Raw genomic sequence first — 22,464 nt, 5'->3', positions numbered from 1 at the left:
CCAAGCAGGACTCTAAACCGAGCGAGTTCAACCTACCTCTTCGGTAGTTTTATGTTACTTTTCATGAAATTTATCGCGCTGCATTCCGTTCTATTACGTTATACGAGCCATTGGGATAAGATTATGACGACACCAATTAAGATTACACTGTATCGCTGGGGCGGCAGCTGGGGACCATTCAAAGTGAATATACCTTGTGGAGAATGCACATTAACCAAAGATATCTTACTCGATACCTTTGAAACCGAGTTAGAAGGTATTCCTGTCGAACTTGAGGTCAAAGACTGGTTATCTCATTGGTGGGAGCCACTCAAACTGGGTTCCTGGCATGCACCCATCCTTGTGGTTGAGGGCAAAGTGATCAGCCAAGGGGAAGCACTCAATCGTGGCGTGCTGGTTCAATCGGTCATTCAAGAGTGGGTTAAGAAAGACACACTTAAGGGTAATATTGTCTATGGCAAAGCGACTTGCCCATTCTGCGTGAAAGCTAAAAACCTGTTAGACAATGCAGGGATTGAATACCGTTACCACGATGTGGTTAAAGACAGTGCTGCACTTTACCGCATGATTCCGGAAGTCAAAGCACATATTGGTCAAAAGACCCCCGTCACGGTTCCACAGATCTGGCTTGATGATCAATATATAGGCGGAGCAGATAATCTCGAAGAGTGGATAAAGGTTAATAAGCCAGAAGGTATCCCAGATAACGTCGTTCCTATGGAGCCCAATAGCACCACAGCGGGTTGAAAGTGATTAATAATCGTCCAATCAGATAGTTCTTGCTGATCATTAAAAGCAACCTTACCGTTAGATGAAATAAATGCTGACAGATAGAACCAAAGCAGTCAGCAACAGAAAAAGCCCCTTGATGATACTGAGATCATTCAAGGGGCTTCATTTATGAGGTGAAGATAATCTAACCGCGTTTCGGCTGACGGTAGGTTTTACCCGCCGCCTGGTAGGTTTCTTTCTGCTTCATTCCAAACTGGGCATCAAAGAACCAGGCAACAAACTTAATGACATCATCGCCTTCGTTCATCACATGCTCGACAAACTCTTGTTCTTCACCTTGCTCATTTTCTTCCACTGTTACGTGATAAATGCGCGATTCACCTTCAACGTCAGCTAAGGAAAACTGACCACTGAGTGAAGCCGCGACTTCCGCAATGTCAGGGTCTTCACTGGCTTTTAATGCTTCCAGTGCTTGTGGAAGCCCTTCTAATTGGCATAACGCTTTGACTAGTGTTTCAAACTCGTTTTGTTGCATTGTCATTACTCACAAAAGATTCAAACCCCATTGTATAACGTTCAACTGAACTAATCATCACATCAGTATTTAAGCCGATTTTTTGAACGCAATAAGGCAAAAGTTGTACAAAGAATCTCACTAAAAATTGAAAAAAGAAGCAAAAAAAACGCCAATTTTGTGAAAAAATTTATTTTGCTCTTTAACGCTCTGATTCGCCATAAAATAATAATCACCCTTTACTAAGTGCACCTTATTGCATTTGCAATAAAGCGTGATCTCTACCATAGTGCTTAAGTGCATACACATATTATAAAAAGTTTACAACACACCACAACGTGAGATCTCAATATGGCTATGAGGCTAACAAACACGGGTGCTATAGGCTTAGATGAAGTGAACGAGACTCTGCTTATGGAAGGCACCGCCCTGCTCGACCATGTCACTCTTAAATTGAATCAGCGATTTCAGAGTTTTTCTACTTCCATTGTTGAGTTCGATAAACTTCGCTACCAAGCGAAGACATTATCGTGTGTCCGAAATCAATCGGTGCAAGAAAACTTCATCTACCCACTTAAAAACACACCTTGTGAACAAATATTTAGAGAGCAAGTATTTAGTGAACCAATATTGAGAGGACAAGTACACTGGAAACAATCCGAATACCTTTTTTACACCGATAACCTCATCACGTATTACCCTCTCGACGGCTATATCCAAGAAAATCACTTACATGCTTATATTGGTATCCCGCTAAAAAATCACAAAGGCGAAACACTAGGTGTATTACTTTCCACATTTGATAGACCTATTGATGGCCCTGAGAGCGTTTTAGCTTACCACCAATTATTCGCGAACATTATCGTCCATAGCTTACGTGAGAAATGGCTTGCTAAGCGATCTAAGAGCCTAGTCAATCAGCTGAATTATGAGGTTTCTCACGATAACTTGACGGGTTTACGAAATCGCTGCAGCCTATCGGATCAACTAGAAGTGCTTATTCAATCTTCGCCATATTCTTTCACCTTGGCCTATGTTGATATTGATAATTTCAAATCCATTAATGATCTCTATGGTAACTATATCGGTGATCAGGTGTTGCGCTTTGTCGCCAGTACAATTAGCGATAATGTCCCAGAACAACACTTGGCGTTTAGGATATCTGCCGATGAGTTTGCGTTCATTACTTACGATAGAGACCCCATTCAAGTCTGCCACGAAATCATTCACCTTTTGCAACAAGGATACAAAGATAAAGCACACTACGTGAGTATTCCGGTTAGTATTGGAATCACCAGAACCCAAGACAAAATGTTCACAGCAGATCAACTCCTTCACAATGCCAGCCTTGCCCTAAAAGACTGTAAAAAGACGTCGGGGACACAAATACGTTGTTATAACTCCCAATTAAGTGGGTTATACCATCGCAAGAACATGATCATCAGGGCACTGAGAAATGAACTGAAAAAATCAAAGCAACAGCTAAGCGAGATTTTTGTCGCTACTCAACCTATCGTCCATAAACACGGCGACTCTTGGCGTTATTTTGAGGTTCTTGCTCGCTGGAATAGTAAGCAATTAGGCGTTATTTCTCCCATTGAGTTTATTGAGGCGGCAGAGCAATCTGGATTAATTATTGAGCTGGGAGAACGGATCATACAGCTGGCTTGCGAAGCAAAGTTAGAGCTTGAAAAAGGATTGGGACACAAAGTAAAGTTAGGTATTAACTGCTCTGCGCATGAACTGAGCAGCTCAGAACGATATATCCAGCACCTGACGAGTACGCTCAGCGCCCATGAGTGTGATCCCCATGATTTTGTCATTGAGCTTACGGAAACGGTTCTGATCACACATGGCGATAAAGTAAAGTCCGTTCTAGACCGATTGAGAGCATTTGGATTCACCATCGCGCTGGACGACTTTGGAACTGGATACTCCAGTTTGAACTACCTTCACCAATACCCCATCGATTGCATAAAAATTGATGCCAGTTTCGTGCGAAACATGCTGAACAATCAAAAGTCGGAACGTGTAGTCAAACTGATTATACAATTGGCAGAACAACTGAATGTCTCTCTAGTCGCTGAAGGCGTTGAAACAAAAGAGGCCCTCGACAAACTCTACCTGATGGGTTGCACACAAATACAAGGGTATTATTTTTCCCGCCCCAAAACGCCAATAGAGTTAATCAAAGACTATTTTGAACGAGCTAACACCATTGAAAAAATAAAATCGGCATAGAAAAGAAATTAAGTGATTAAAACTGCGCCAACTCATGTCTTTTCATCTCGTTCATGAGCTGTGCTTTAGGTATTAATTGGTGACCACATTAAGGCTTTGCTCGCTGAGGAGATTATTTAGCTCGTTCCGTCTTGCAACAAAGCCAGCCAATTCTTTCTTAGGTACTGAATTTGCCATCGGGATATTGGCTGTCATTGGATTCACCGCTCGGCCACGAACCATCAATTCATAATGAATATGCGGGCCAGTCACACGTCCTGTTGCTCCGGCCAATCCAATGCGCTGCCCGCGACTTACTTTTTGGCCTTTGCGTACCAATATTTTGCTTAGGTGCAAATAGCGCGTTTTGTAAGTATTGCCATGCTGAATCACCACATATTTACCCGCATAAGGATGATTCCGGGTCATAACAACCACGCCATCCCCTGTTGATACGATAGGCGTTCCAGTTGGGGTTGCCCAATCGGTTCCGTTGTGTGGTGAGACTCTGCCCGTAACAGGGTGAAGACGCTTAGGATTAAAATGAGAGCTTAATCGGTATGAACCATTCACCGGCTTGCGCTGAAACGCACGTTGTAAACTGTTACCTTCATGGTCATAGTACTGCCCATCTCGATGAAGGTAAGCCGATACTTCTCTTCCTCGGTTAACAATTTTTACCGCCTGAATTTCTCGGTTACCGGTTAATGTATCATCGACATATTGACGAGACTGGACAATCTCAAACTGATCACCCGCTCTTAAGTCTCTAGAAAAATTAATTTTATCCTTGAGTAACGACACAACATGCTCAATTTCAGCACTGTTTAACCCCACACGATTAACGGACTGAGAAAAACTGCCATTGATCTCCCCAACCAACGGGAATTCAACCCAACTACCAGGAATGCGTATCTCTTCAAACTCGTAGTCACCATCTTCTAACCGCGTATACACCACCTGATCCACAATACTGAATTCAAGCGCCATTTTTTTGAGATCTGAGCCTTGCTCACCTTGCCAAAAGCGCAATGTATTCCCAGGTTTTAAGGTATCTAACGCTAAGTAGTTCACGTCTGTTTCCATAATCCGCATCATATCTTGGTAGCGAAATCCAAGGTGCTGAAAGATCGAGCTGAGATTATCGCCCGGCTGGATAACATATTCATAGTCCGGTATCTCGATGCGGCTAACAGCACTGTCGGAACTAACGGAACTGTCTAAAAACTCATTAACAGGATTTGAACTCGTTAACGAAAGCTCAACTGTCTTTTGCATTGAACTTGGGCTAAGCGATGAAACAAGAATGAAGGCGACGATAGGTAAGCTAATGGCGACCATTATTTTTCGCTTAGAGAGCGAAGAGTAGCGGCTTACGATTGAATTTGAACTCACAAAACATTCCAATTTAAATACAGTATCTGGCGATTAGGTTAAGGGTTTCTCTATAAAATGTCATCAGGCTAGCGAATATTCAGTACAAAACTGTGCGTTTCATTAGCTATAGCCGCAATACATGAAAGCACAAAGAGCGTAGTAAGCGCTTACATCACATCTTTATAATAATTACCTTACATTTGCGTAAACAACATAACCGTATCCGCCTGAGCAAACCGATAGCCGCTACGATGCGCAGCTAAGATGTACCATCTGGAGTTGGAGTAGCGTCGAGTAAGACACGGACCAAACGGTAATCCTCCGTAACTTGGTAGCGGTGCTCTTCTCCAACTGACGCAGGGGATGACATCGCTTGATCGATAGCTCGAGTTAAAAACAAAACAGAAACGCCCTCCACACGATTTTTATCATCTGGCGCCGCAGATTCTTCATGAGTCAGTTCTTTTTCCTGAGACTGATTTCTTTCCTCTACGAATGGATAAATAGCAAGCTCTTGAATGTCGACCCGATCACCGAGCAATTGATAATCCCCTAATATCATTCGATCTCTTTGCGCGTCATAACGAAATAACGCCAGATAGTAGAAAACGCCACTGCCTTGGTTCGACACCGCGAGCGGAGCAACAAACACTTTCTCATTCTTTGCCTCAATAGACATCAACCGCTGCGTATCGATAAAAATACTGCCACGCTCTTTGCCGTCATCGTACTCGCCTATCGCCTTTTTACTTCTCTCGTTAAGGTAATTCACAAATGCAAACGCGTGAGTTTCTGGCACTTGTATCGTCAATGGGTTGCTTGAATTAACACCAAAAAGTTGCGAGACAATCGCATTGTTTACGACCTCATGTTTTGGAAACTTTTGCATGATCTGTTCATCACTCAAGCTAAATCGATAGACGCCCGCGACAATAACCACCACTAAAAGAACAATCGGAATCAGCAAAATAAGTGGAATAGGTAAAATACGTTTTTTCATGGCCAAAGACTCTAACAACATAAGGGAGAAGGAGCAGTGAGTGGTATTCTATACTTTACGATACGCTATCACAATTTGTGTGTGCCCTATGGGTTAAAGGTAAGCGGCTGGTAAATAAAGCGTCAATTCATATTACTGACTTCAGCTGTGGGTTCATCAAAATAATCTGTGAGGGAGCCTATCCGTCCGAACAATGGTTTCTTGCTTTGAATACCCCTAGAGTATCAAATCCAAAAACCACACAAAATACCAACATTCTTTATACAAACAATACTAAATACACCTAAAAGTCAGACACATAGAGATAGAAACTGAATATTTAGCGATATTTAATGAATATTCTTGCACAGGAGAACCTTTATCGTTATTCTTGCCACCAGTAAAACAATAAGGATGTTTAGACATTTTTTCGCTACGGATATGAGCAAAATTTGACTAGTAGTAACATGAGCAAAACAATGAATAATCAAACTCAATCAATTGAAACGCCGAAACACAAGGGCAACTTTTGGATGTTCTTCATCCCGTCGCTCGTCGGCTTATTCCTATTCATGGCGCCTATTAGCTATGATGGCAATCTGACTATCCCTGTCGCAGTGCTTGCTAAGTCAATTCAAGCTCTGTTTGGCGATCACCTTGTCGCAATCATTGCGTCAATCATTGCTTTCATGGCTATTGCATCTTTGGTTTATAAGGTTTACCAACCAACCTTTATTAAGAACAATGCTTTTTTGCACGGCCTATTTAGCCCTTCACCATTATGGTTAGCGGTTCGGCTTGTGGGTGGCTGTGCGGTATTGATGACTTTTTTCCAAGTTGGTCCGACGGCCATTTGGGAAGAAAATACTGGCGGGTTAGTTTTAGAAGGCTTATTACCTACGCTTTTTTCTGTGTTTATTTTTGCCGGTTTACTCCTCCCACTTTTGCTTAATTTTGGGTTGCTTGAGCTATTTGGCACTCTACTGAGCAAAATTATGCGCCCTGTATTCAACCTGCCAGGACGCAGTGCGATTGATTGTATGGCTTCATGGCTTGGGGATGGCAGTGTCGGTATTTTGCTTACAAGTAAGCAGTATGAAAATAAATTCTATACTCAGCGAGAAGCTGTCGTTGTCGGTACGACGTTCTCTGCCGTTTCGATTACTTTTAGCCTTGTTGTCATCGCACAGGTTGAGCTAGAACACTTGTTTCTTCCTTTTTATGGTGCGGTGTGTCTGGCTGGTCTTGTTGCTGCGATCATTATTCCTCGATTGCCACCACTGAGTCGAAAAAAAGACACTTTCATTGATGGGTCAGAACGTGACAAAGACGCCGATGCGATCCCAGCCGGCCACTCGACTTTCTCTTGGGGCCTTGAATTGGCGTTAACTAAAGCAGGGCAAGTAACGTCTCTTAAGTCAGTGTTTGGGGAAGGGGTAAAAAATGCCATTGATATGGTCTTTGGTGTACTTCCTGTTGTTATGGGTTTAGGAACTGTCGCACTGGTTATTGCTGAATATACGTCTGTATTTTCGGTTCTTGGCCAGCCATTTATCCCATTCCTTGAACTATTAGGTATTCCTGAAGCGGCGCAAGCATCGCAAACTATCGTTGTTGGGTTTGCTGATATGTTTATCCCCGCTATTCTTGCCGCATCCATAGAAAGTGAAATGACTCGGTTTGTCATTGCAGCGATGTCTGTTACTCAACTTATTTACATGTCTGAAGTCGGTGCGTTGCTACTCGGTAGCCGTATCCCAGTGAACATTTTTGAACTGTTTGCGATATTCATACTTCGAACTCTGATCACGCTTCCCGTGATCGCAGGTGTGGCACATATTATCTTCTAAACACGGCCGTTCAATCTTTATGTCTATGAGCATTCTTGTGTCTGATGAATGATGAATGATGTATAGAACCCGATAAAAACCTCGCCTCGGCGGGGTTTCTTTTTATTTTCACTTCACAAAAACAACGCTGTTGCATATTAATTGGTGATACTACTGACTAATTGGTTACTATTTAATGTAAAGCAATGGCTGTTCCCTTATACTTAGGATTAATCCACTGTCTAATTCATGACCTTAAAACGGAGGTTAATTAGGCAGTTCTATTGATTTAAAGGTTAACGGCATGAAATGGATTTTCTCACTAATACTTTTACTTTTCTTCAGTTTTGCAGCTTTGGCGACGCCTCTGGTCATCCGCAGCGATGATGCCGTTGTAACTTTGTCCTACGAACAAATCAGTCAAGATATTCCGGTTAGCTCCTTTTCAACCAAGCTTCCTTGGTTCAAACAACCAAAATCATATTCAGGTATGCGAGTCATCGATTTAATCGATTATTTGAATAAAGATTCCGAGAGCATTCATTCCGTCTCTTTTATTGCATTAAATGACTACGCCGCAAACTCAAATATCGACGATATTCTGAAATATGACCCCATCATTGCCTACATGATGGACGAAAAAAAAATGAAGGTACGAAATAAAGGCCCTTACTGGCTGGTCTTTAATGTAGACAAGTACCCTGAGATTGCTAACGATGTCTTTTACAACCAAATGGTTTGGCAAATTGACGAAGTTATCATTCACTCGAAGCCGTAAAGAACCGTTGATATCGTATGAAGACTTTTATCTCTAAATCGAAAAAATTACTCATTGTTCTGTCAATACTATTGATTGTCGCGAACTTCTATATTCTATCGACAACACGCGAATTAACTCGCTCTTATACCAACTCACAAAATCAGGCCACTTGGTTTCTACTTCAGTTATCGAAAGAATTATCGGAGCTAACGGCCATTACCCCTTATACATTGGATGGTGACGCAGAATATAAGAAAACATGGCTAAAATACGAGCTCACTTGGAGCCGATTTGACATCCTGCTTTACAATCAAGAATCTCATGGGTTTATGTCTTTAGAAGGGGCTCATGACTTTTTTGAATCGCTGTTCTTTAGATTTCAAAACCTAGAAGAGCCATTTGAGAACATAAAAACTCAAGATGATGTCTTGATGATTAGTGAGCAACTCAATCAAATTTATGCGGATATGATTGCTTATATTAATCAAAACTATCGGTTGAAAAACCACATCCACAAGGAACGTATGCAACAGGCGCAGCAAATCGCCAATATCCAGTACATACTTATGCTCTTACTGTTCAGCTGCATTGGACTTGTGAGTTATATTTATTATCAAGAATCTAAGCACCATAAAGCATTGGCTTTTACCGATACGCTCACTGGGATTTCTAATCGCTTCTCTTTGTTTGAAGCTCTAAATCATAAACAGAAAAATCAGCCTTTTTCACTGTTTCTTTTGGATCTAAATGGATTTAAAGCCGTCAACGATAGCTTCGGTCATCAAGCAGGAGATGAAGCTCTCACTCAAATAGCTTGGCGACTCAGGACCAAGATCCCATCAAAAAACCACCAAGTGTACCGAATGGGCGGCGATGAATTCGCACTGATTTTAAACTCAAATAGCCAAGAAGAAATTCGTAAAATGAACGGTTTTATTGAAGCTTGCTTTGAAGAACCGATACACCTTAAAGGTGGCTATAACACCCGATTAGGGTGCAGTGTCGGAACGAGTATTTACCCGGACGATTCGAAAGAAATTAACCAGCTCATATCCATTGCTGACCACAATATGTACCAAATGAAATTTGCTGATACCGATCGCGCACGAACCGAACAAAAGCGATAAGACAACGTTGCTACTTTTACGTTTAAATCACGGCTCTCTTTGTCACTATTCCCTTTAAGGCTGAATAGCCGTTAAGTAAGAGTAGCCCTTAAGTAATACCAGTCCTCTAGCCATCGCAAACATTTGTTTCATCAATAGCAAGCCTTAAGAGTGATCAAGTCTTACATTCCACCGAGGCACAGGTACTTAATATTTAAATACTCATCCATTCCTTGCCTTGCCCCTTCCCGACCAAAGCCCGATTGCTTTACCCCACCAAAAGGCGCAACTTCGGTTGAAATAATGCCCTCATTAATACCGACCATGCCGTATTCCAACGACTCCGCCACATAAAACGCTTGGGTCAAATCCTTGGTATAAAAGTAGCTCGCCAAGCCATAGATCGTGTCATTGGCTTTTTCAATCAAATCGTTGATATCAGTAAACCTCAGCAAAGGAGCAACTGGCCCGAAAATCTCCTGCTTAACGATGCTCATGTCCTGAGTAACGTCGGTTAATATCGTAGGCTGGATATAATTTCCAGATAAACGTTTACCGCCATAACGAAGCGTTGCTCCTTGATATATCGCTTCCTCTAGTAAATTTTCTATCTTTTCTTTCGATTTTTTATCGATCAACGGTCCGATGGATACGCCATTTTTGAGGCCATTACCAATTTTCAGTTGACTCACCGCAGCAACAAATTTATCAATAAACTGATCATAAATGGAATCATGGATGTAAAAACGATTAGCACACACGCAGGTTTGACCCGCATTCCTAAATTTCGACGCCACTGCTCCAGCAACCGCAGCATCAATATCCGCATCATCAAAAACGATAAACGGGGCATTGCCTCCTAATTCCATTGAGGTTCGTTTTACCGTTTTTGCGGTCAATTTAATAAGGGTTCGGCCTACTTCTGTTGAGCCTGTAAAAGAGAGCTTTTTAATGTCTTCATGACTGCAAAATATGTCACCCACTTCTGCTGAAGAGTGATTATTCACCACCGCCAATAAATCTTGCGGTAAACCGGCTTGGTAAGCTAATTCGGCAAGAGCGTATGCAGACAAAGGGGTTTGATTTGCCGGTTTCACCAGGCAGCTACACCCTGCGGCTAACGCTGGTGCAACTTTACGAGTAATCATTGCCATTGGGAAATTCCACGGTGTAATCGCGGCAGTTACCCCCACGGGTTGCCGAATCGTCATAACTCTTTTATTGGCTAAGGGGGTTGGGATGGTTTCTCCGTAAGCACGCTTACCTTCCTCAGCGAACCATTGAATAAATGAAGCGCCATACATGACCTCGCCTCTCGCTTCGTCTAACGGCTTACCCTGCTCAAGAGTCATCAACCGCGCTAAGTCTTCAGCATTTTCTATCACGAGTTGATACCAGCGCTGTAATACCGCACTTCGTTCTGACGCAGTTTTTTCCTGCCATTTCTGCTGAGCCGCTTTGGATTTTTCAATTTTTAGGTGAATTTCTGAACGCGATAAAGAAGGGATATGGCCCAAAACCGTCTGATCGGCTGGATTGAAGACAGCAATTGAATGATCCCCTTCTTGACACAAACAGCTCAATAACAACTTATTGACGATCAATTCCATTTTCTCAGACTCCAAGACGATTAAGCATTAAGGAAATCATAAGCCAGATTGATAAATTCGCTAAGGATTAGTTCTACTCGGTGATTTAAATTTAACGATAAATCGATTTTGTGGACTGCCTAACAATCAAGTCAATCGGGGGAAGACGTGCTTCGTGTCTCTCGCCAGATAATAGATTTAGAACCGATTCGGCACACACAACACCAATCTCTTCAACAGGCTGTCTTAGTGTGGTGAGCGCTGGCGTGAAATACTTTGATACAGGAAGATCATCAAAACCAACCACTGAAATGTCTTCAGGTACTTTGTAGCCATTATCCGTGAGTGCTTTTATGGCGCCATAAGCGGTTTGGTCATTGGCAGCAAAAATGGCCGAAAAATGCACCTTAGAATCCAGCAACTCGATGGTTTTTTCATAGCCAATTTCAGAGCTAAAGTCCCCTTGCATAACGAGCTTGGGGTTGACCTTAATATTTGACTCCGCCAACGCCTTTTTATACCCCTCATAACGCGCTCCAGAGTCTGGTTGATTGGATAGCCCTTTGATGTGGGCAACATTAACGTGCCCTTGCTGCAACAAATGCAAGGTTGCAATATAGCCACCCAGTGTATTATTCAAGTTCAAACTACGAATGTTCGGTCCTTCCACATCGTAACCCACGGTCACGACAGGAATCGATTCTGCGGTTTTAACAATCAAATCCGGTTTCAAATGACCCGTGACAATAATGACGGCATCGACATTATTTTTAATCAAATACTCCAGTGCATGCACTTCCAATTTGCTTTGCCAATGTCCCGTTGCGATGACAAGCGAGTACCCTTGAGCGATAAGCGTTTTTTCCATGTCGTTTAAAATTCGACTTGTGTGCGGGCTCTCTGGGTGTTGAATCAAGACACCAATCGTCATCGAGCGGCGATTACTTTTCTGCTGTACGGGATAGCTTGGTTTATACCCTATGGTCTTGATCGCTTGTTCAATATTTTGACTTTTTTCATCAGAGACATAAGTAGTGCGATTGAGAAAACGCGACACGGTACTCGGTGAGACACCTGCGAGTTTTGCCACATCATAGACCGTCGGTGTTTTGTTTTTTTTTGTCATCATCTGTACACCCAAATTAGCAAGCAAGGGAGGCAGATTACTCAGGACGTGTATGAATTCAATCTGCATCATTGAAAAACGGGATCTTAATGGAAAAGCGTTCTATTCGCGGCCTTCACTTTAACCCTACTCTGACTCTATTTATTGAGGCGTAATGGGGTAGAGGTGCAATGGGGCACAGTCCATGAGGGTGAGCCTTTACCTCATGGACTGGTCACCATTAGAACTCGATTTTAGAACTCGATTTAGTGCTGGCTAGCGAGTTCTCGCTCAACGCATCAAAGAGGTGGAATGCGTCCAGATCTAGGTACATAGTGAGGCTATCAACGTCCACTTCAGCGGCTTGGGTTTCCACCATAAGCGGTTGATGACCAATTTCCGTTTTCAACAAGATACTTGCGCCAAGTAGCTCTTTATCTTTTATTTTCACCGGGAAAGGCAACACGCGATCATGATCCACTTGTTCTTTGCGCAAATGGATATCCGTTGGACGAACACCAAAATGAAGCGCGAGATTTTTAGAGGCATGGGCTTTAAAACGCTCAGGAAGTGGAATATGCACATCACCCAGTTCAACAAAGTACTCCCCCTCTTTGTCAATTAACTTGGCTTCCAACATATTCATTGAAGGGTTACCGATGAACTGAGCCACAAATTTGTTCGCAGGGCGCTGGAAGACTTCTGTTGGTGTTCCAACTTGAGCCACGTAACCGTCTTTAAGAATCACAATACGATCAGCAAGGGTCATCGCTTCAATTTGATCGTGAGTGACGTAAATGGTGGTCGTTTTTAGCTCTCGATGAAGGTGTTTGATCTCTTCACGCATGACACCCCGCAGTTTTGCATCAAGGTTTGAAAGCGGTTCGTCAAACAAGAAAACTTTCGGGGTACGCACCATCGCACGGCCCATGGCAACACGCTGACGCTGGCCACCTGAAAGCTCTTTGGGTTTACGATCTAAAAGTGGGTCAAGCTCAAGCATTTTTGCCGCTTTACGTACTTCAGCATCGATTTCCGCTTTTGGCATGCCTTTCAGTTTAAGTGCAAACGCGATGTTTTCGTACACCGTCATGTGCGGGTAAAGCGCGTAGCTTTGGAATACCATCGCAAGGTCACGATCTTTCGCATCCACCTTGTTCATGTGCTTGTCGCCAACGTAAATATCACCCGAGGTAATATCTTCTAGCCCTGCGAGCATACGAAGCGTGGTTGATTTACCGCAGCCTGATGGGCCAAGGAAAACCACAAATTCACCATCGTTAACCGTGAAATCAAACTCTTTCACCACTTCTACATTTCCAAAAGATTTTTTGATGTTCTTAAATTCTACTTTAGCCATTACTTGTTCTCCTCAGCGCGCGCTAGCAGCGTATTGCGATACGCAATTGCGCTCTGTTTCAATGTTCTTTGTTGGGTTTTATAGTCGACATGAACCATGCCGAAACGTTGGCAATAACCAAAGGACCATTCAAAATTGTCCATCAAACTCCAGGCGAAATAACCATCAACTCTGACACCCGCTCGAATCGCTTGGTCAACGGCGTTCAAGTGACTTTGAAAATAGCGAACGCGTTGTTCATCGTTCACTTCGCCATTGATCACGGTCTGATCATCGCCCGCTGCCCCATTTTCTGTGATGTACAGTGGTGGAAGGTCGTCGTAACGTTGGTTGATACGCACTAATAAATCGGTCAAACCTTGCGGATAGATTTCCCATCCAATGAACGTGTGCTCAGCGTCTTGTGTCACTTTTTCACTATCACCGTTCTCGTTAAAACGCATCACATCACGTGAGTAATAGTTAATACCGACGTAATCCACTGGCGCGCTAATGATCTCCAAGTCCCCTTTGAGGATCATGGGCATATTGACCGCTTGGCGTTCAACCACGGCCGCTGGGTATTCACCCTTCAATACCGGGTCCATAAACCAGTGGTAATTTTCAGCTTCGTTGTAGTCTGCCGCCCCCTGGTCTTTGGCGCGGTCGGGATAAGCCGGCGTTGCATTAAACACTACACCATGTTTGGAGAGAGGGGCATTGCTGCGCAAAATCGGCATTGCTAGACCGTGTGCAAGCATCAAGTGATGTGAAGCTAAGAAGCCTTCACGTTCGCCCTTAATACCGGGAGCGTGAATGCCCCAGCGATAACCTAAGAAAGCAGAAACAAACGGTTCATTAAGTGTCGTGTAGACGTCAATCTTGTTGCCAAAGTGAGCACTCACAGCTTGGGCATATTCTGCAAACTTGTACGCTGTTTCGCGATTTAACCAACCGCCTTTATCTTCGAGATATTGCGGTAAATCCCAGTGATAAAGGGTCACATAAACCTGCATACCGCGTGCATGGCATTCATCGATAATTTGCTCATAGAAGGCAAGCCCTTCAAGGTTTACCACACCGTCTTGCGTCATGATTCGTGGCCAGGCGATGGACAAACGATACGCATCGACCCCTAAACCTTGAATCATTTCAATGTCTTGTTTCCATAGATGATAGTGGTCACAAGCAATGTCGCCATTGTCACCGTTATCAACTTTGCCCGGCGTATTACAAAACGTATCCCAGATCGATGGGACGCGTCCGCCTTCTGCTACCCCTCCCTCAATTTGGTAAGACGATGTCGCAACACCAAAAACAAAATCAGATTGCAGCAGCTTTGAATCACTTGGAAGCTGGTATTTATTCATTATAGTCATCTTAATTAACCCTTAACCGCGCCAGATGTAAGCCCTGAAATCATCTGCTTAGAAGCAAACAGATAGGTAATAACCAATGGCAAGATAGAGATAGTCGTCCCCAACATCACTGCGCCCCAAGGTGTATTCGGAATACCTTGTACACTTCGCAGTGCTTGTGTGATGACATAATTGTCTGGGTTATTAAGGACAACCAACGGCTGCATAAACATGTTCCAAAAGAAAACGAACTGCACAATAGCCAGCGTGGCCAACGCGGGTTTCATCAACGGAAGAACCACACTCCAGTACGTTCTAAACTCACCAGCACCATCCAGTTTAGCCGCTTCTAATAGCTCTTTTGGAATCGATGCAATCACGTGCTGACGCATTAAAAAGATACCAAATGGCGTTGTCGTGAACGGTAGCCAGACCGCAATATGGTTATCAAGTAGCCCTAGGAATTTGACGATCATGAAGTATGGAATCAGGCTCAATACGGGCGGAATCGCCATTGAACCCACGAGCATACCGAACAGAAAGTTCTTACCTTTAAACTTGAATACCGCAAACGCGTATCCCCCCATGCTACAGAACAGCAATGAAATCGTTGTACCTAAGAAAGCCACGTAAATTGAGTTAAACATCGCTTTCCAAAACGGCATGATCTCTAGCAGTTTTGCGTAGTTGACCATTAAGCTATCGCCGATAGCAAAACTGATGCCTGAACCGAAAATCTCAGAGCGGTCACGGGTTGATAATAGCGCTGACCATACAAATGGGAAGACCGTAACAATGGCTGAAATGATCAGCAGTATTGCGAGCATCACCATGGCGACTTTGGTCATGATGTGAAGCGTACGGTCACTTGGCATCAGCCCTGATAGAGGCGATGATTTTAACTGAGTTGAAGTCGTCATCTTATTATTCCCCTAACCCTTTTTTACCAAAGAATAAGAATTGAATTGCGGTACAGGTTGCGATTAAGGCAAAGAGTAACCATGAAATAGCAGAGGCTGTCCCCATCTCAAGCCATTCCCAACCCACTTTATAAAGATACATTGAGATAGTGAGACCTGATTGGCCGACACCACCGCTGCCACGAGTTAAGACGAACGGTTCTTCAAACATTTGTAAGTTGCCGATGATGGTCATCGTGATGGCAAAGAAGACAAATGGACGAATCATAGGTAATGAGATGTTCCAGAAACGACGGAAAGCATTAGCACCATCCATACGAGCCGCTTCTAAAATTTCTTTGGGAATCGTCATCAAACCCGTGGTGTATAAAACGATGTTAAACCCGGTGTATTTCCAAAAAATCATGATCGCGATAGAGGGCTTGATCATGGTTGCATCATCCAACCAACGAATCGGTTGGTAATCGTTAACCCATGCAAAAGCCCAGCCCAATAGCGAACTGTCAGCCAGTGCGATCAAGGTTTGGTTAATGATTCCAGAGTTCGGTGAGTACATGTTGAAGAAGATTAACGATGCCGCCACCGTCGATGTGATGAACGGTAAAAAATACGCCGAGGTTAACCAGTGACGCATTCGGTCGCCCATTGAAACCAGAATATACGCGACAGGAATGGCCACTAAATGCTGCGCGACGCCAGACGTGACGGCTAACCAAAGTGTATTCTTCAATGAACGCCACAGCCACGGGTCAGTCAATGCAATATGGTAGTTTTCAAACCCCACAAATCGCATGGCATCCATCCCCTCAACAGGGTTCCACACTTGGAACGAAAGAAAGATTGAAAACAGTAACGGGAAAATCCCAAAAACAGAAAAAATGATCAGGAACGGCAGTAGGAATCCATATGGTGTAAGCGCTTTCAAATTCAAACGAGAAAAAAAGCTTTTACTTTCTGATGCTTCCATGACGTTGCTCGCTGCTTGACTCATAGTAACGACCTCTTACCAAGAAGGTGCGTTGTCACACCTTCTTGGCTACTTACTAAAATGATGGGTTAAAGATTACGTGTACGACGTTTAATCAAACGCTCAGCTTCACTAAGAGCGACATTAATGTCTTTTCCTTCATCCAGCACTTCCATCAACGCATTTTCTAAGATGATTGAACGAGCAACATGGTCGCCTTTTGCTGGTTGTACAGGCTTGATATTCTGAGCAACTTCAGCAAAGAGTAGTCGGGCTTGTTGACCACCGAGGAACTCAACGCCTTCTTTAAACATTGGGGCATCGTAAGTTGTGGTGTTCGATGGGAAGGCCGCAATCGTTTCAAAACTCTTAAGTTGAACGTCACGATCCGTCGTCATGTATTCAATCAGTTTCCACGCATCATCTTGGTTTGACGCTTGGGTTGGAATTGAAAGGAATGAACCACCCCAGCTTCCGTAAATACCATCAGGAAGGTTCTCTACGCCCCATTTCCCTGCAGTATCTGGTGCAATCCAGTTGTTTAGGTGACCCAACAACCATGCACCAGAAAGTTGTGTTGCGAACGTACCGTTACGGAAACCTTCGTACCATTCGTTTGACCACGCCAGAATGCGCGCATCTAGGCCTTTATCACGAATCTGTTTGGCGACTTCAAAGGCATGAACGAAACGCTCAGAAGTGACCACCGGATTGCCGTCTTTATCGAAGTAAAGGCCTTCACCTTCCGGTACAGTGGTAAAGATAATGGCTTGAGCCACATCCGCCGCTGAAGCGATAAGCTGTACGTTTTGCTCTTTGAGCTTAACACCTGCTGCTATGTAAGAGTCCCAATCTTTAATTGCCTCTTCTACATCAATACCCGCTTTTTCAAACACATCAGTACGGTAATACATAACGCCAGGGCCTAGATCCACTGGAATACCGTACATGCCGCCGTCAGCGCCTTTACCTTGCGCCCAGGCATACGGTGCAAAACTTTCTTCAAACTTATCGGCACCGTATTTTTCAGACAGGTTAACAAGACCACCAGACGCCACAAATGGGCCGATTTTTTCAACGTCAACAACGATGACATCACCCGCACCAGAACCTGTTGCTAGGTTAGTCGTCAGCTTAGTGTGGTGATCCCCGTGGTTATTCATTAGGTAATCCACTTTGATACCTGTTTTCTTTTCAAAATCAGGCAGCAGTACTTTCAAGCTGCTATCAAAATCGGGAAAGCCATCGAAACGAATTTGATTGTCTGCGGCGTGAGCGGTAGCAGCAAGTCCAAGAGCAACCGCACTAGCAAGCGCTAAGGTCTTAAATTTCATGTGTTATCCTTAATATTTTTATAGGGTATTGAGTAGGTCCTTGACCGAATTTCGCATCACCAGCCTCGGTGATAATTTGAAGTTCACGTCTCTTTTATTTTTATTGAGTTTTTGAATAGCGAGCTGTACGGCTTCTACGCTCATCTGTTCAATGGGGAAGTTAATCGTGGTCAGCCCCGGAGTGAGATAACGAGCAAAAAGAATGTTGTCAAAGCCAACCAGTGATACCTGCTTTGGCACTGACCTTCCTGCTCCTTTTAACACTTCGTACGCCCCAAATGCCATGTGGTCATTCGAAGCAAATACCGCCGTAAATTCACATTCACGTTTAAGTAATTTCTTCATTGCACTGACACCTGTTTCTTCCGTAAAGCCCGCCTCAGAAACCAACGCTTCGTTATATTGCAAACCCGCTTCTTCCAGAGCGATTCGATACCCTTGCAGACGCCCCCGAGCATCTGACTTATCGAGCGGCCCTGTAATACAAGCGATTTGGCGGTGCCCCATTTTTAGTAGATGTTGAGTCGCAAGTTTGCCCCCAAGCTCGTTATCAACATCTATACAGCTAGTTGAAATCTCAGGAATAAATCGGTTTATCAATACAATTGGTACACCCTGTTCTTCTAGAGAAATTATATAGTCATCGGTAAGCTGCTGAGCGTGCAGGACGATAGCATCGACACGACGACCTAATAAAAATTCAACTGACTCTTGCTGTCCTTGTTCGGTATTTGATCCTGCTGTGACCACAACGTGGTAGCCAAAGCGACGAAAGTTACCCTCCAAATTGTGTAAAATTTCAGAGAAAAAAGGCCCACCTAACTCAGGAACAATAATGCCAATGCTGCCGGTACGACTTGATGCTAATGCTTGCGCAATTGAGTTGGGGCGATACCCCAAATGCTGTATGGCTTTTTCTACTTTTAGCTTCTTGTCATGACTGACTCTGCTAGTGCCGTTAATGACCCTAGATACAGTGGCTTGTGAAACACCTGCGTATTCAGATACATGCTTTATCGTTGCCAATGGAACCTCTAATTTTCAATCTGGGCGCGGCGCTTGAAACCGCTTACAGATTGAGTATTGAGGATTTTAGAGGTCAGTTGCGTGATTTTAATCACATTGGGTGGGGTGCCAAATTGGCAATTTGATAAATATAGAGAGTACTTACAGTTTACTTTGACGCCATGAAACAGTTTCATGGCGAAAAGGATTATTCATTAGAACATTGAATTGCTAGCGTGAATCATATTGACGGCCAATGGAAATCACCATAGCTGATCGACTGGCAAGTAGAGAAGATTCAATACAATCAACAACGCCATTGTGGCAAAAGTCATGAGCATCCCTGTTTTTCTGCCCGGTAGCGTGTTACTCAAAATAGCGCGAGCGTGCATCACTCTACCAATTACAAAAACGCTTCCTAACCCATGAATCCACAATAACCCTATACCGTTATGCTCTAACAATGCCATCAAGATCAATGTGATCGGAATGTATTCACTCGCATTACCGTGTGCACTCCGAGCGATTTTAAGTGCCTCTACATCGCCATCAGCATAGGCAATTTTATTACTCCGCCGCTGCTTAATAACCTGTACGGATAGCCAAATCATTAAACTGGCGAGAACTGACGCATAAAGCGCTGTGATCATGAGAGTTTCTCCTTTTTAAATAGAATTCACAGTGTAGGTGACAATACCGTCTCATGGTCTAGCCGCTAATAAAAAACCGAATAAAAATATTGTGGTTTTTATTGGGTTTTGCTGTGAATGATCGATCGGCACGAAGCCAATCTCGCTTTACTCGCTCTAAAACTGAGTTAGCTCTGAAACAGACGAAATGCAGATGGCATCGTGACGCCAATACTCAATACTGCAATCAATCAGATCACCATTTACGTGATAGTTCACTCTCTCAATCACCATGGCTGGTGTTCCTGAGGTGGCACGCAATGATTGCGCAACTTCTCCAATCAAGGAACGGCTAGATATTCGATACTGCGTTTTGTGGTAAGTCACACCATAATGCTCTCGGTAAATGTCCGTTAGCGACAGTGAACAATCATGATCGAGTATATTGGGAAACCGCTCAGGGGACATATAATGGGTCACATACACCACTGGGCGCTGATCCAAAAAACGCACTCTATCAACACGAATAACATTCGCGAAAGGGCCGAGATTGAGTAAGCTCGAAGCCTGTTTATTCGCCAGCATACTTTTGGCCGCGACGACTTCTGTTTTAGGAACTCGATTCTGGGCCAATGCCCTATTGGTAAAGTTGAGCGTTTGGGCCGGATCATAGTGCAATGGCGTCGGCGATATGAACCAGCCTCGTCGATCTTCTCGATAGATCGTGCCTTCTGACTCTAGCAATGACAACGCTTCGCGCAACGTAACACGAGTCGTATCAAACGACTCCGCCAACTTACGCTCTGATGGGAGCTTCTGTCTTGGAGAGAGCATACCGGATGCAATCTGCTCAACAATCGCTTCTTTAATCGTTACGTACTGCACAGGTTCTCCTTGCGTCATTCACGTTCACTGCTTTTGCTCTCATTGTTTCAAAAATAGCGTGAAAAAAACTAACAAGCACAATCATATCAGTCATCGTTTAGAGCGCCTACTAAACCAACCTTCATTTCAGCAAGCGAGGGGCAACGATCAATACACCCCATTCGGTTTTTGGTATTGAGGCAGAAAGCTAGCCTTGTTTAGTACTGCGTCAGTCACCTCGGCGAGGATTCCTTGTTCTAATGCCCAACGATGCCAATAAAGATCGCGGGCAAAGCCGTGATTAGGCAGCAGATCCACTAAATGGCCACTCTTTAGTTTATCTTCGATCATTAAATCAGGAATCATTCCATAGCCAATGTCCAATTCCGCCATCGTAATAAACGCTTCTGGGGATCGCAGTGTATGGTAGCGCCATTGCCCTTCTTTAAGACCAAAGTGCGCTTCTAGAAAACGATGATGCATCTCATCATATTGATCAAAGATAACAGCAGGTGCCGCTTTTAGAGCTTCACTGGTTACGCCATTAAAGAAGTATCGCTCGTAAAAATCTGGGCTGGCGACACAACGGTAATTGATCTGCCCAAGATAGTCACTGCTGCACCCTTTTAATGGCATTTTCTCAGCACTGATCGCGGCTAACACCTCACCGCTGCGTAACTTTTCTAGCGTATGTTTTTCATCCCCCATCACGATATTGAGCGAGATCTCATGGGCACTCAGCACCGACCTAAGCGCAGGCAACAACCACAGTGCTAGGCTGTCATGATTACTGGCTAAACTCAGCTCAGTGACTGATAACTGTTTGTCTGGCCACCACTCTTGTTCAAGCAACTTCACTTGCTGATATAACCCCAACAATCGCTGTCCGGCTTCTGTCGGTTTCGGTGGCACCGAACGAATAAGCAGAGGCTGAGCCATGTTTTGTTCAAGCTGTTTAATTCGTTGTGAAATGGCCGATTGAGTAATAAATAGTTTCTGCGCCGCCAAATCAAAGCTGCCGAGCGAAATGACCGCGTCTAAAGCGGCAACGGCCTTGTAATCCACATTCACATTAGAGCTCCTTATCAGGCATTAATTTAATTAGCGTTACTTATTTATGTTTATCGCATAATCTAGCGAAAAATCAAACATAACGGATAAAAACATGAGCACTTGGGTATGGCTACAAGGATTTGGAATGGGCGCGGCAATGATTATCCCAATTGGTGCGCAAAATGCCTTTGTATTGAATCAGGGAATTAAAAAGCAGCATCATCTAATTGTTGCGGCTATCTGTGCAATGTGTGATGCATTGTTGGTCTTTGCGGGAATATTTGGGGGCAGTAAATTACTCACCGCTTCGCCTCTGGCGTTGACTGTCATTACTTGCGCTGGCGTTTTGTTTTTGTCGTTCTATGGGCTGAGTTCGCTGCACCGAGCATGGAAATCTCAGAGTGACGCCTTCAAAGCCAACCAGAAAGTCATGTCTCGAACCATGGTCATTTCGGCGACACTGGCCGTCACTTTGCTCAACCCACACGTCTATTTAGACACCTTTGTTGTGCTCGGCTCCATTGGTGCAAGCTACGCTCAACCAGACCGCCTGCCCTTTGCACTTGGGATTGTCGCGGCTTCTTTCTTCTGGTTTTTCAGTCTATCGACGGTAGCGGCTAAAATGGCCCCAATTTTAAATAGGCCAAAAGTTCAGCGAATCATCGATCTCTTGTTTGGCGTTATCATGCTGTTTATCGCTTGGAAATTGATGCAATCTCTGTCTTAGATAAAGCCCCCCCCAGAAGAAAAGCGCTATGGTCAGTGTTCTAAATACACTACGTCG

At 43.8% G+C, this 22,464-nt stretch carries 20 protein-coding genes; 6 read left to right on the top strand and 14 right to left on the bottom strand.

Going from position 1 to position 22,464, the window contains the following annotated elements; translation table 11 throughout:
• The first annotated feature begins 123 nt into the window (after positions 1 to 123).
• On the top strand, positions 124 to 747 hold the full coding sequence (locus A1QO_RS19705; RefSeq protein WP_026026560.1) for a glutaredoxin domain-containing protein: 624 nt from the start codon (positions 124 to 126) through the stop codon (positions 745 to 747).
• Between the two features lie 169 nt (positions 748 to 916).
• Here A1QO_RS19705 and A1QO_RS19700 read toward each other — a convergent pair whose 3' ends face one another.
• Positions 917 to 1,267, bottom strand: coding sequence for a hypothetical protein (locus tag A1QO_RS19700; protein WP_017039188.1), 351 nt, complete (start codon positions 1,265 to 1,267; stop codon positions 917 to 919).
• A 330-nt stretch (positions 1,268 to 1,597) separates the two neighbouring features.
• On the opposite strand from A1QO_RS19700, the gene A1QO_RS19695 reads away from it, so the two are divergent.
• Positions 1,598 to 3,487 (top strand): putative bifunctional diguanylate cyclase/phosphodiesterase, encoded by a 1,890-nt coding sequence (locus A1QO_RS19695; RefSeq protein ID WP_017034777.1) that lies wholly within the window; start codon positions 1,598 to 1,600, stop codon positions 3,485 to 3,487.
• Positions 3,488 to 3,559: 72 nt separating this feature from the next.
• On the opposite strand, the gene A1QO_RS19690 is transcribed toward A1QO_RS19695, so the two are convergent.
• Entirely contained in the window at positions 3,560 to 4,807 is a 1,248-nt protein-coding gene (locus A1QO_RS19690; protein WP_017034778.1) for a peptidoglycan DD-metalloendopeptidase family protein, read from the bottom strand.
• 295 nt (positions 4,808 to 5,102) lie between these two features.
• Entirely contained in the window at positions 5,103 to 5,843 is a 741-nt protein-coding gene (locus tag A1QO_RS19685) for a hypothetical protein (RefSeq protein ID WP_017037578.1), read from the bottom strand.
• A gap of 458 nt (positions 5,844 to 6,301) precedes the next feature.
• Here A1QO_RS19685 and A1QO_RS19680 point away from each other — a divergent pair, with 458 nt between their 5' ends.
• From A1QO_RS19680 to A1QO_RS19670, 3 genes are all read left to right on the top strand, one after another.
• Positions 6,302 to 7,672: a YjiH family protein gene (locus A1QO_RS19680; RefSeq protein ID WP_017041940.1), complete on the top strand. Its 1,371-nt coding sequence runs from the start codon at positions 6,302 to 6,304 to the stop codon at positions 7,670 to 7,672.
• Between the two features lie 283 nt (positions 7,673 to 7,955).
• Complete coding sequence (locus A1QO_RS19675; protein WP_017037577.1) at positions 7,956 to 8,429, top strand: hypothetical protein; 474 nt, start codon at positions 7,956 to 7,958, stop codon at positions 8,427 to 8,429.
• Positions 8,430 to 8,446: 17 nt separating this feature from the next.
• Positions 8,447 to 9,538 carry a GGDEF domain-containing protein gene (locus tag A1QO_RS19670; RefSeq protein WP_017039192.1) on the top strand — a complete coding sequence of 364 codons (1,092 nt, stop codon included), beginning with the start codon at positions 8,447 to 8,449 and terminating at the stop codon, positions 9,536 to 9,538.
• Positions 9,539 to 9,699: 161 nt separating this feature from the next.
• Here the strand turns inward: A1QO_RS19670 and A1QO_RS19665 are convergent, their stop codons facing one another.
• From A1QO_RS19665 to A1QO_RS19615, 11 genes are all read right to left on the bottom strand, one after another.
• On the bottom strand, positions 9,700 to 11,127 hold the full coding sequence (locus A1QO_RS19665) for an NAD-dependent succinate-semialdehyde dehydrogenase (protein WP_017034783.1): 1,428 nt from the start codon (positions 11,125 to 11,127) through the stop codon (positions 9,700 to 9,702).
• 91 nt (positions 11,128 to 11,218) lie between these two features.
• A complete protein-coding gene (locus A1QO_RS19660; RefSeq protein WP_026026559.1) occupies positions 11,219 to 12,235 on the bottom strand; it encodes a LacI family DNA-binding transcriptional regulator in 1,017 nt (338 codons plus the stop codon).
• 217 nt (positions 12,236 to 12,452) lie between these two features.
• Entirely contained in the window at positions 12,453 to 13,571 is a 1,119-nt protein-coding gene (locus A1QO_RS19655; RefSeq protein ID WP_017037574.1) for an ABC transporter ATP-binding protein, read from the bottom strand.
• Complete coding sequence (locus A1QO_RS19650; protein ID WP_017039193.1) at positions 13,571 to 14,920, bottom strand: GH1 family beta-glucosidase; 1,350 nt, start codon at positions 14,918 to 14,920, stop codon at positions 13,571 to 13,573. Before A1QO_RS19650 ends, A1QO_RS19655 begins: the two co-directional genes overlap by 1 nt.
• Positions 14,921 to 14,934: 14 nt before the next feature.
• Complete coding sequence (locus A1QO_RS19645; protein WP_026026558.1) at positions 14,935 to 15,783, bottom strand: carbohydrate ABC transporter permease; 849 nt, start codon at positions 15,781 to 15,783, stop codon at positions 14,935 to 14,937.
• Positions 15,784 to 15,832: 49 nt separating this feature from the next.
• Positions 15,833 to 16,819 (bottom strand): carbohydrate ABC transporter permease, encoded by a 987-nt coding sequence (locus tag A1QO_RS19640; RefSeq protein ID WP_017034788.1) that lies wholly within the window; start codon positions 16,817 to 16,819, stop codon positions 15,833 to 15,835.
• Between the two features lie 65 nt (positions 16,820 to 16,884).
• Positions 16,885 to 18,129 (bottom strand): ABC transporter substrate-binding protein, encoded by a 1,245-nt coding sequence (locus A1QO_RS19635; protein ID WP_017037570.1) that lies wholly within the window; start codon positions 18,127 to 18,129, stop codon positions 16,885 to 16,887.
• 18 nt (positions 18,130 to 18,147) lie between these two features.
• Positions 18,148 to 19,155, bottom strand: a complete 1,008-nt coding sequence (locus A1QO_RS19630; protein ID WP_017041939.1) for a LacI family DNA-binding transcriptional regulator — start codon at positions 19,153 to 19,155, stop codon at positions 18,148 to 18,150.
• Between the two features lie 242 nt (positions 19,156 to 19,397).
• A complete protein-coding gene (locus tag A1QO_RS19625) occupies positions 19,398 to 19,784 on the bottom strand; it encodes an MAPEG family protein (protein ID WP_017041937.1) in 387 nt (128 codons plus the stop codon).
• A gap of 156 nt (positions 19,785 to 19,940) precedes the next feature.
• Positions 19,941 to 20,648 (bottom strand): phosphonate utilization transcriptional regulator PhnR, encoded by a 708-nt coding sequence (gene phnR / locus A1QO_RS19620; RefSeq protein WP_026027106.1) that lies wholly within the window; start codon positions 20,646 to 20,648, stop codon positions 19,941 to 19,943.
• Between the two features lie 147 nt (positions 20,649 to 20,795).
• On the bottom strand, positions 20,796 to 21,698 hold the full coding sequence (locus tag A1QO_RS19615) for a LysR family transcriptional regulator ArgP (RefSeq protein ID WP_017037565.1): 903 nt from the start codon (positions 21,696 to 21,698) through the stop codon (positions 20,796 to 20,798).
• Positions 21,699 to 21,825: 127 nt separating this feature from the next.
• Here A1QO_RS19615 and A1QO_RS19610 point away from each other — a divergent pair, with 127 nt between their 5' ends.
• On the top strand, positions 21,826 to 22,407 hold the full coding sequence (locus tag A1QO_RS19610) for a LysE/ArgO family amino acid transporter (protein WP_017037564.1): 582 nt from the start codon (positions 21,826 to 21,828) through the stop codon (positions 22,405 to 22,407).
• The last annotated feature ends 57 nt before the right edge of the window (positions 22,408 to 22,464 follow it).

Source organism: Vibrio genomosp. F10 str. ZF-129 (assembly GCF_000287055.2).
GTDB lineage: Bacteria > Pseudomonadota > Gammaproteobacteria > Enterobacterales > Vibrionaceae > Vibrio.
This window is presented reverse-complemented; position numbering and strand designations above follow the sequence as displayed.

Coding starts and splice junctions, on each gene's coding strand:
- A1QO_RS19640 (WP_017034788.1), bottom strand. CDS start 16,819: ATGAGTCAAGCAGCGAGCAACGTCATGGAAGCATCAGAAAGTAAAAGC.
- A1QO_RS19650 (WP_017039193.1), bottom strand. CDS start 14,920: ATGAATAAATACCAGCTTCCAAGTGATTCAAAGCTGCTGCAATCTGAT.
- A1QO_RS19705 (WP_026026560.1), top strand. CDS start 124: ATGACGACACCAATTAAGATTACACTGTATCGCTGGGGCGGCAGCTGG.
- A1QO_RS19660 (WP_026026559.1), bottom strand. CDS start 12,235: ATGATGACAAAAAAAAACAAAACACCGACGGTCTATGATGTGGCAAAA.
- A1QO_RS19675 (WP_017037577.1), top strand. CDS start 7,956: ATGAAATGGATTTTCTCACTAATACTTTTACTTTTCTTCAGTTTTGCA.
- A1QO_RS19645 (WP_026026558.1), bottom strand. CDS start 15,783: ATGCCAAGTGACCGTACGCTTCACATCATGACCAAAGTCGCCATGGTG.
- A1QO_RS19625 (WP_017041937.1), bottom strand. CDS start 19,784: ATGATCACAGCGCTTTATGCGTCAGTTCTCGCCAGTTTAATGATTTGG.
- A1QO_RS19695 (WP_017034777.1), top strand. CDS start 1,598: ATGGCTATGAGGCTAACAAACACGGGTGCTATAGGCTTAGATGAAGTG.
- A1QO_RS19685 (WP_017037578.1), bottom strand. CDS start 5,843: ATGAAAAAACGTATTTTACCTATTCCACTTATTTTGCTGATTCCGATT.
- A1QO_RS19610 (WP_017037564.1), top strand. CDS start 21,826: ATGGGCGCGGCAATGATTATCCCAATTGGTGCGCAAAATGCCTTTGTA.
- A1QO_RS19655 (WP_017037574.1), bottom strand. CDS start 13,571: ATGGCTAAAGTAGAATTTAAGAACATCAAAAAATCTTTTGGAAATGTA.
- A1QO_RS19690 (WP_017034778.1), bottom strand. CDS start 4,807: ATGGTCGCCATTAGCTTACCTATCGTCGCCTTCATTCTTGTTTCATCG.
- A1QO_RS19670 (WP_017039192.1), top strand. CDS start 8,447: ATGAAGACTTTTATCTCTAAATCGAAAAAATTACTCATTGTTCTGTCA.
- A1QO_RS19680 (WP_017041940.1), top strand. CDS start 6,302: ATGAATAATCAAACTCAATCAATTGAAACGCCGAAACACAAGGGCAAC.
- A1QO_RS19665 (WP_017034783.1), bottom strand. CDS start 11,127: ATGGAATTGATCGTCAATAAGTTGTTATTGAGCTGTTTGTGTCAAGAA.
- A1QO_RS19635 (WP_017037570.1), bottom strand. CDS start 18,129: ATGAAATTTAAGACCTTAGCGCTTGCTAGTGCGGTTGCTCTTGGACTT.
- A1QO_RS19700 (WP_017039188.1), bottom strand. CDS start 1,267: ATGCAACAAAACGAGTTTGAAACACTAGTCAAAGCGTTATGCCAATTA.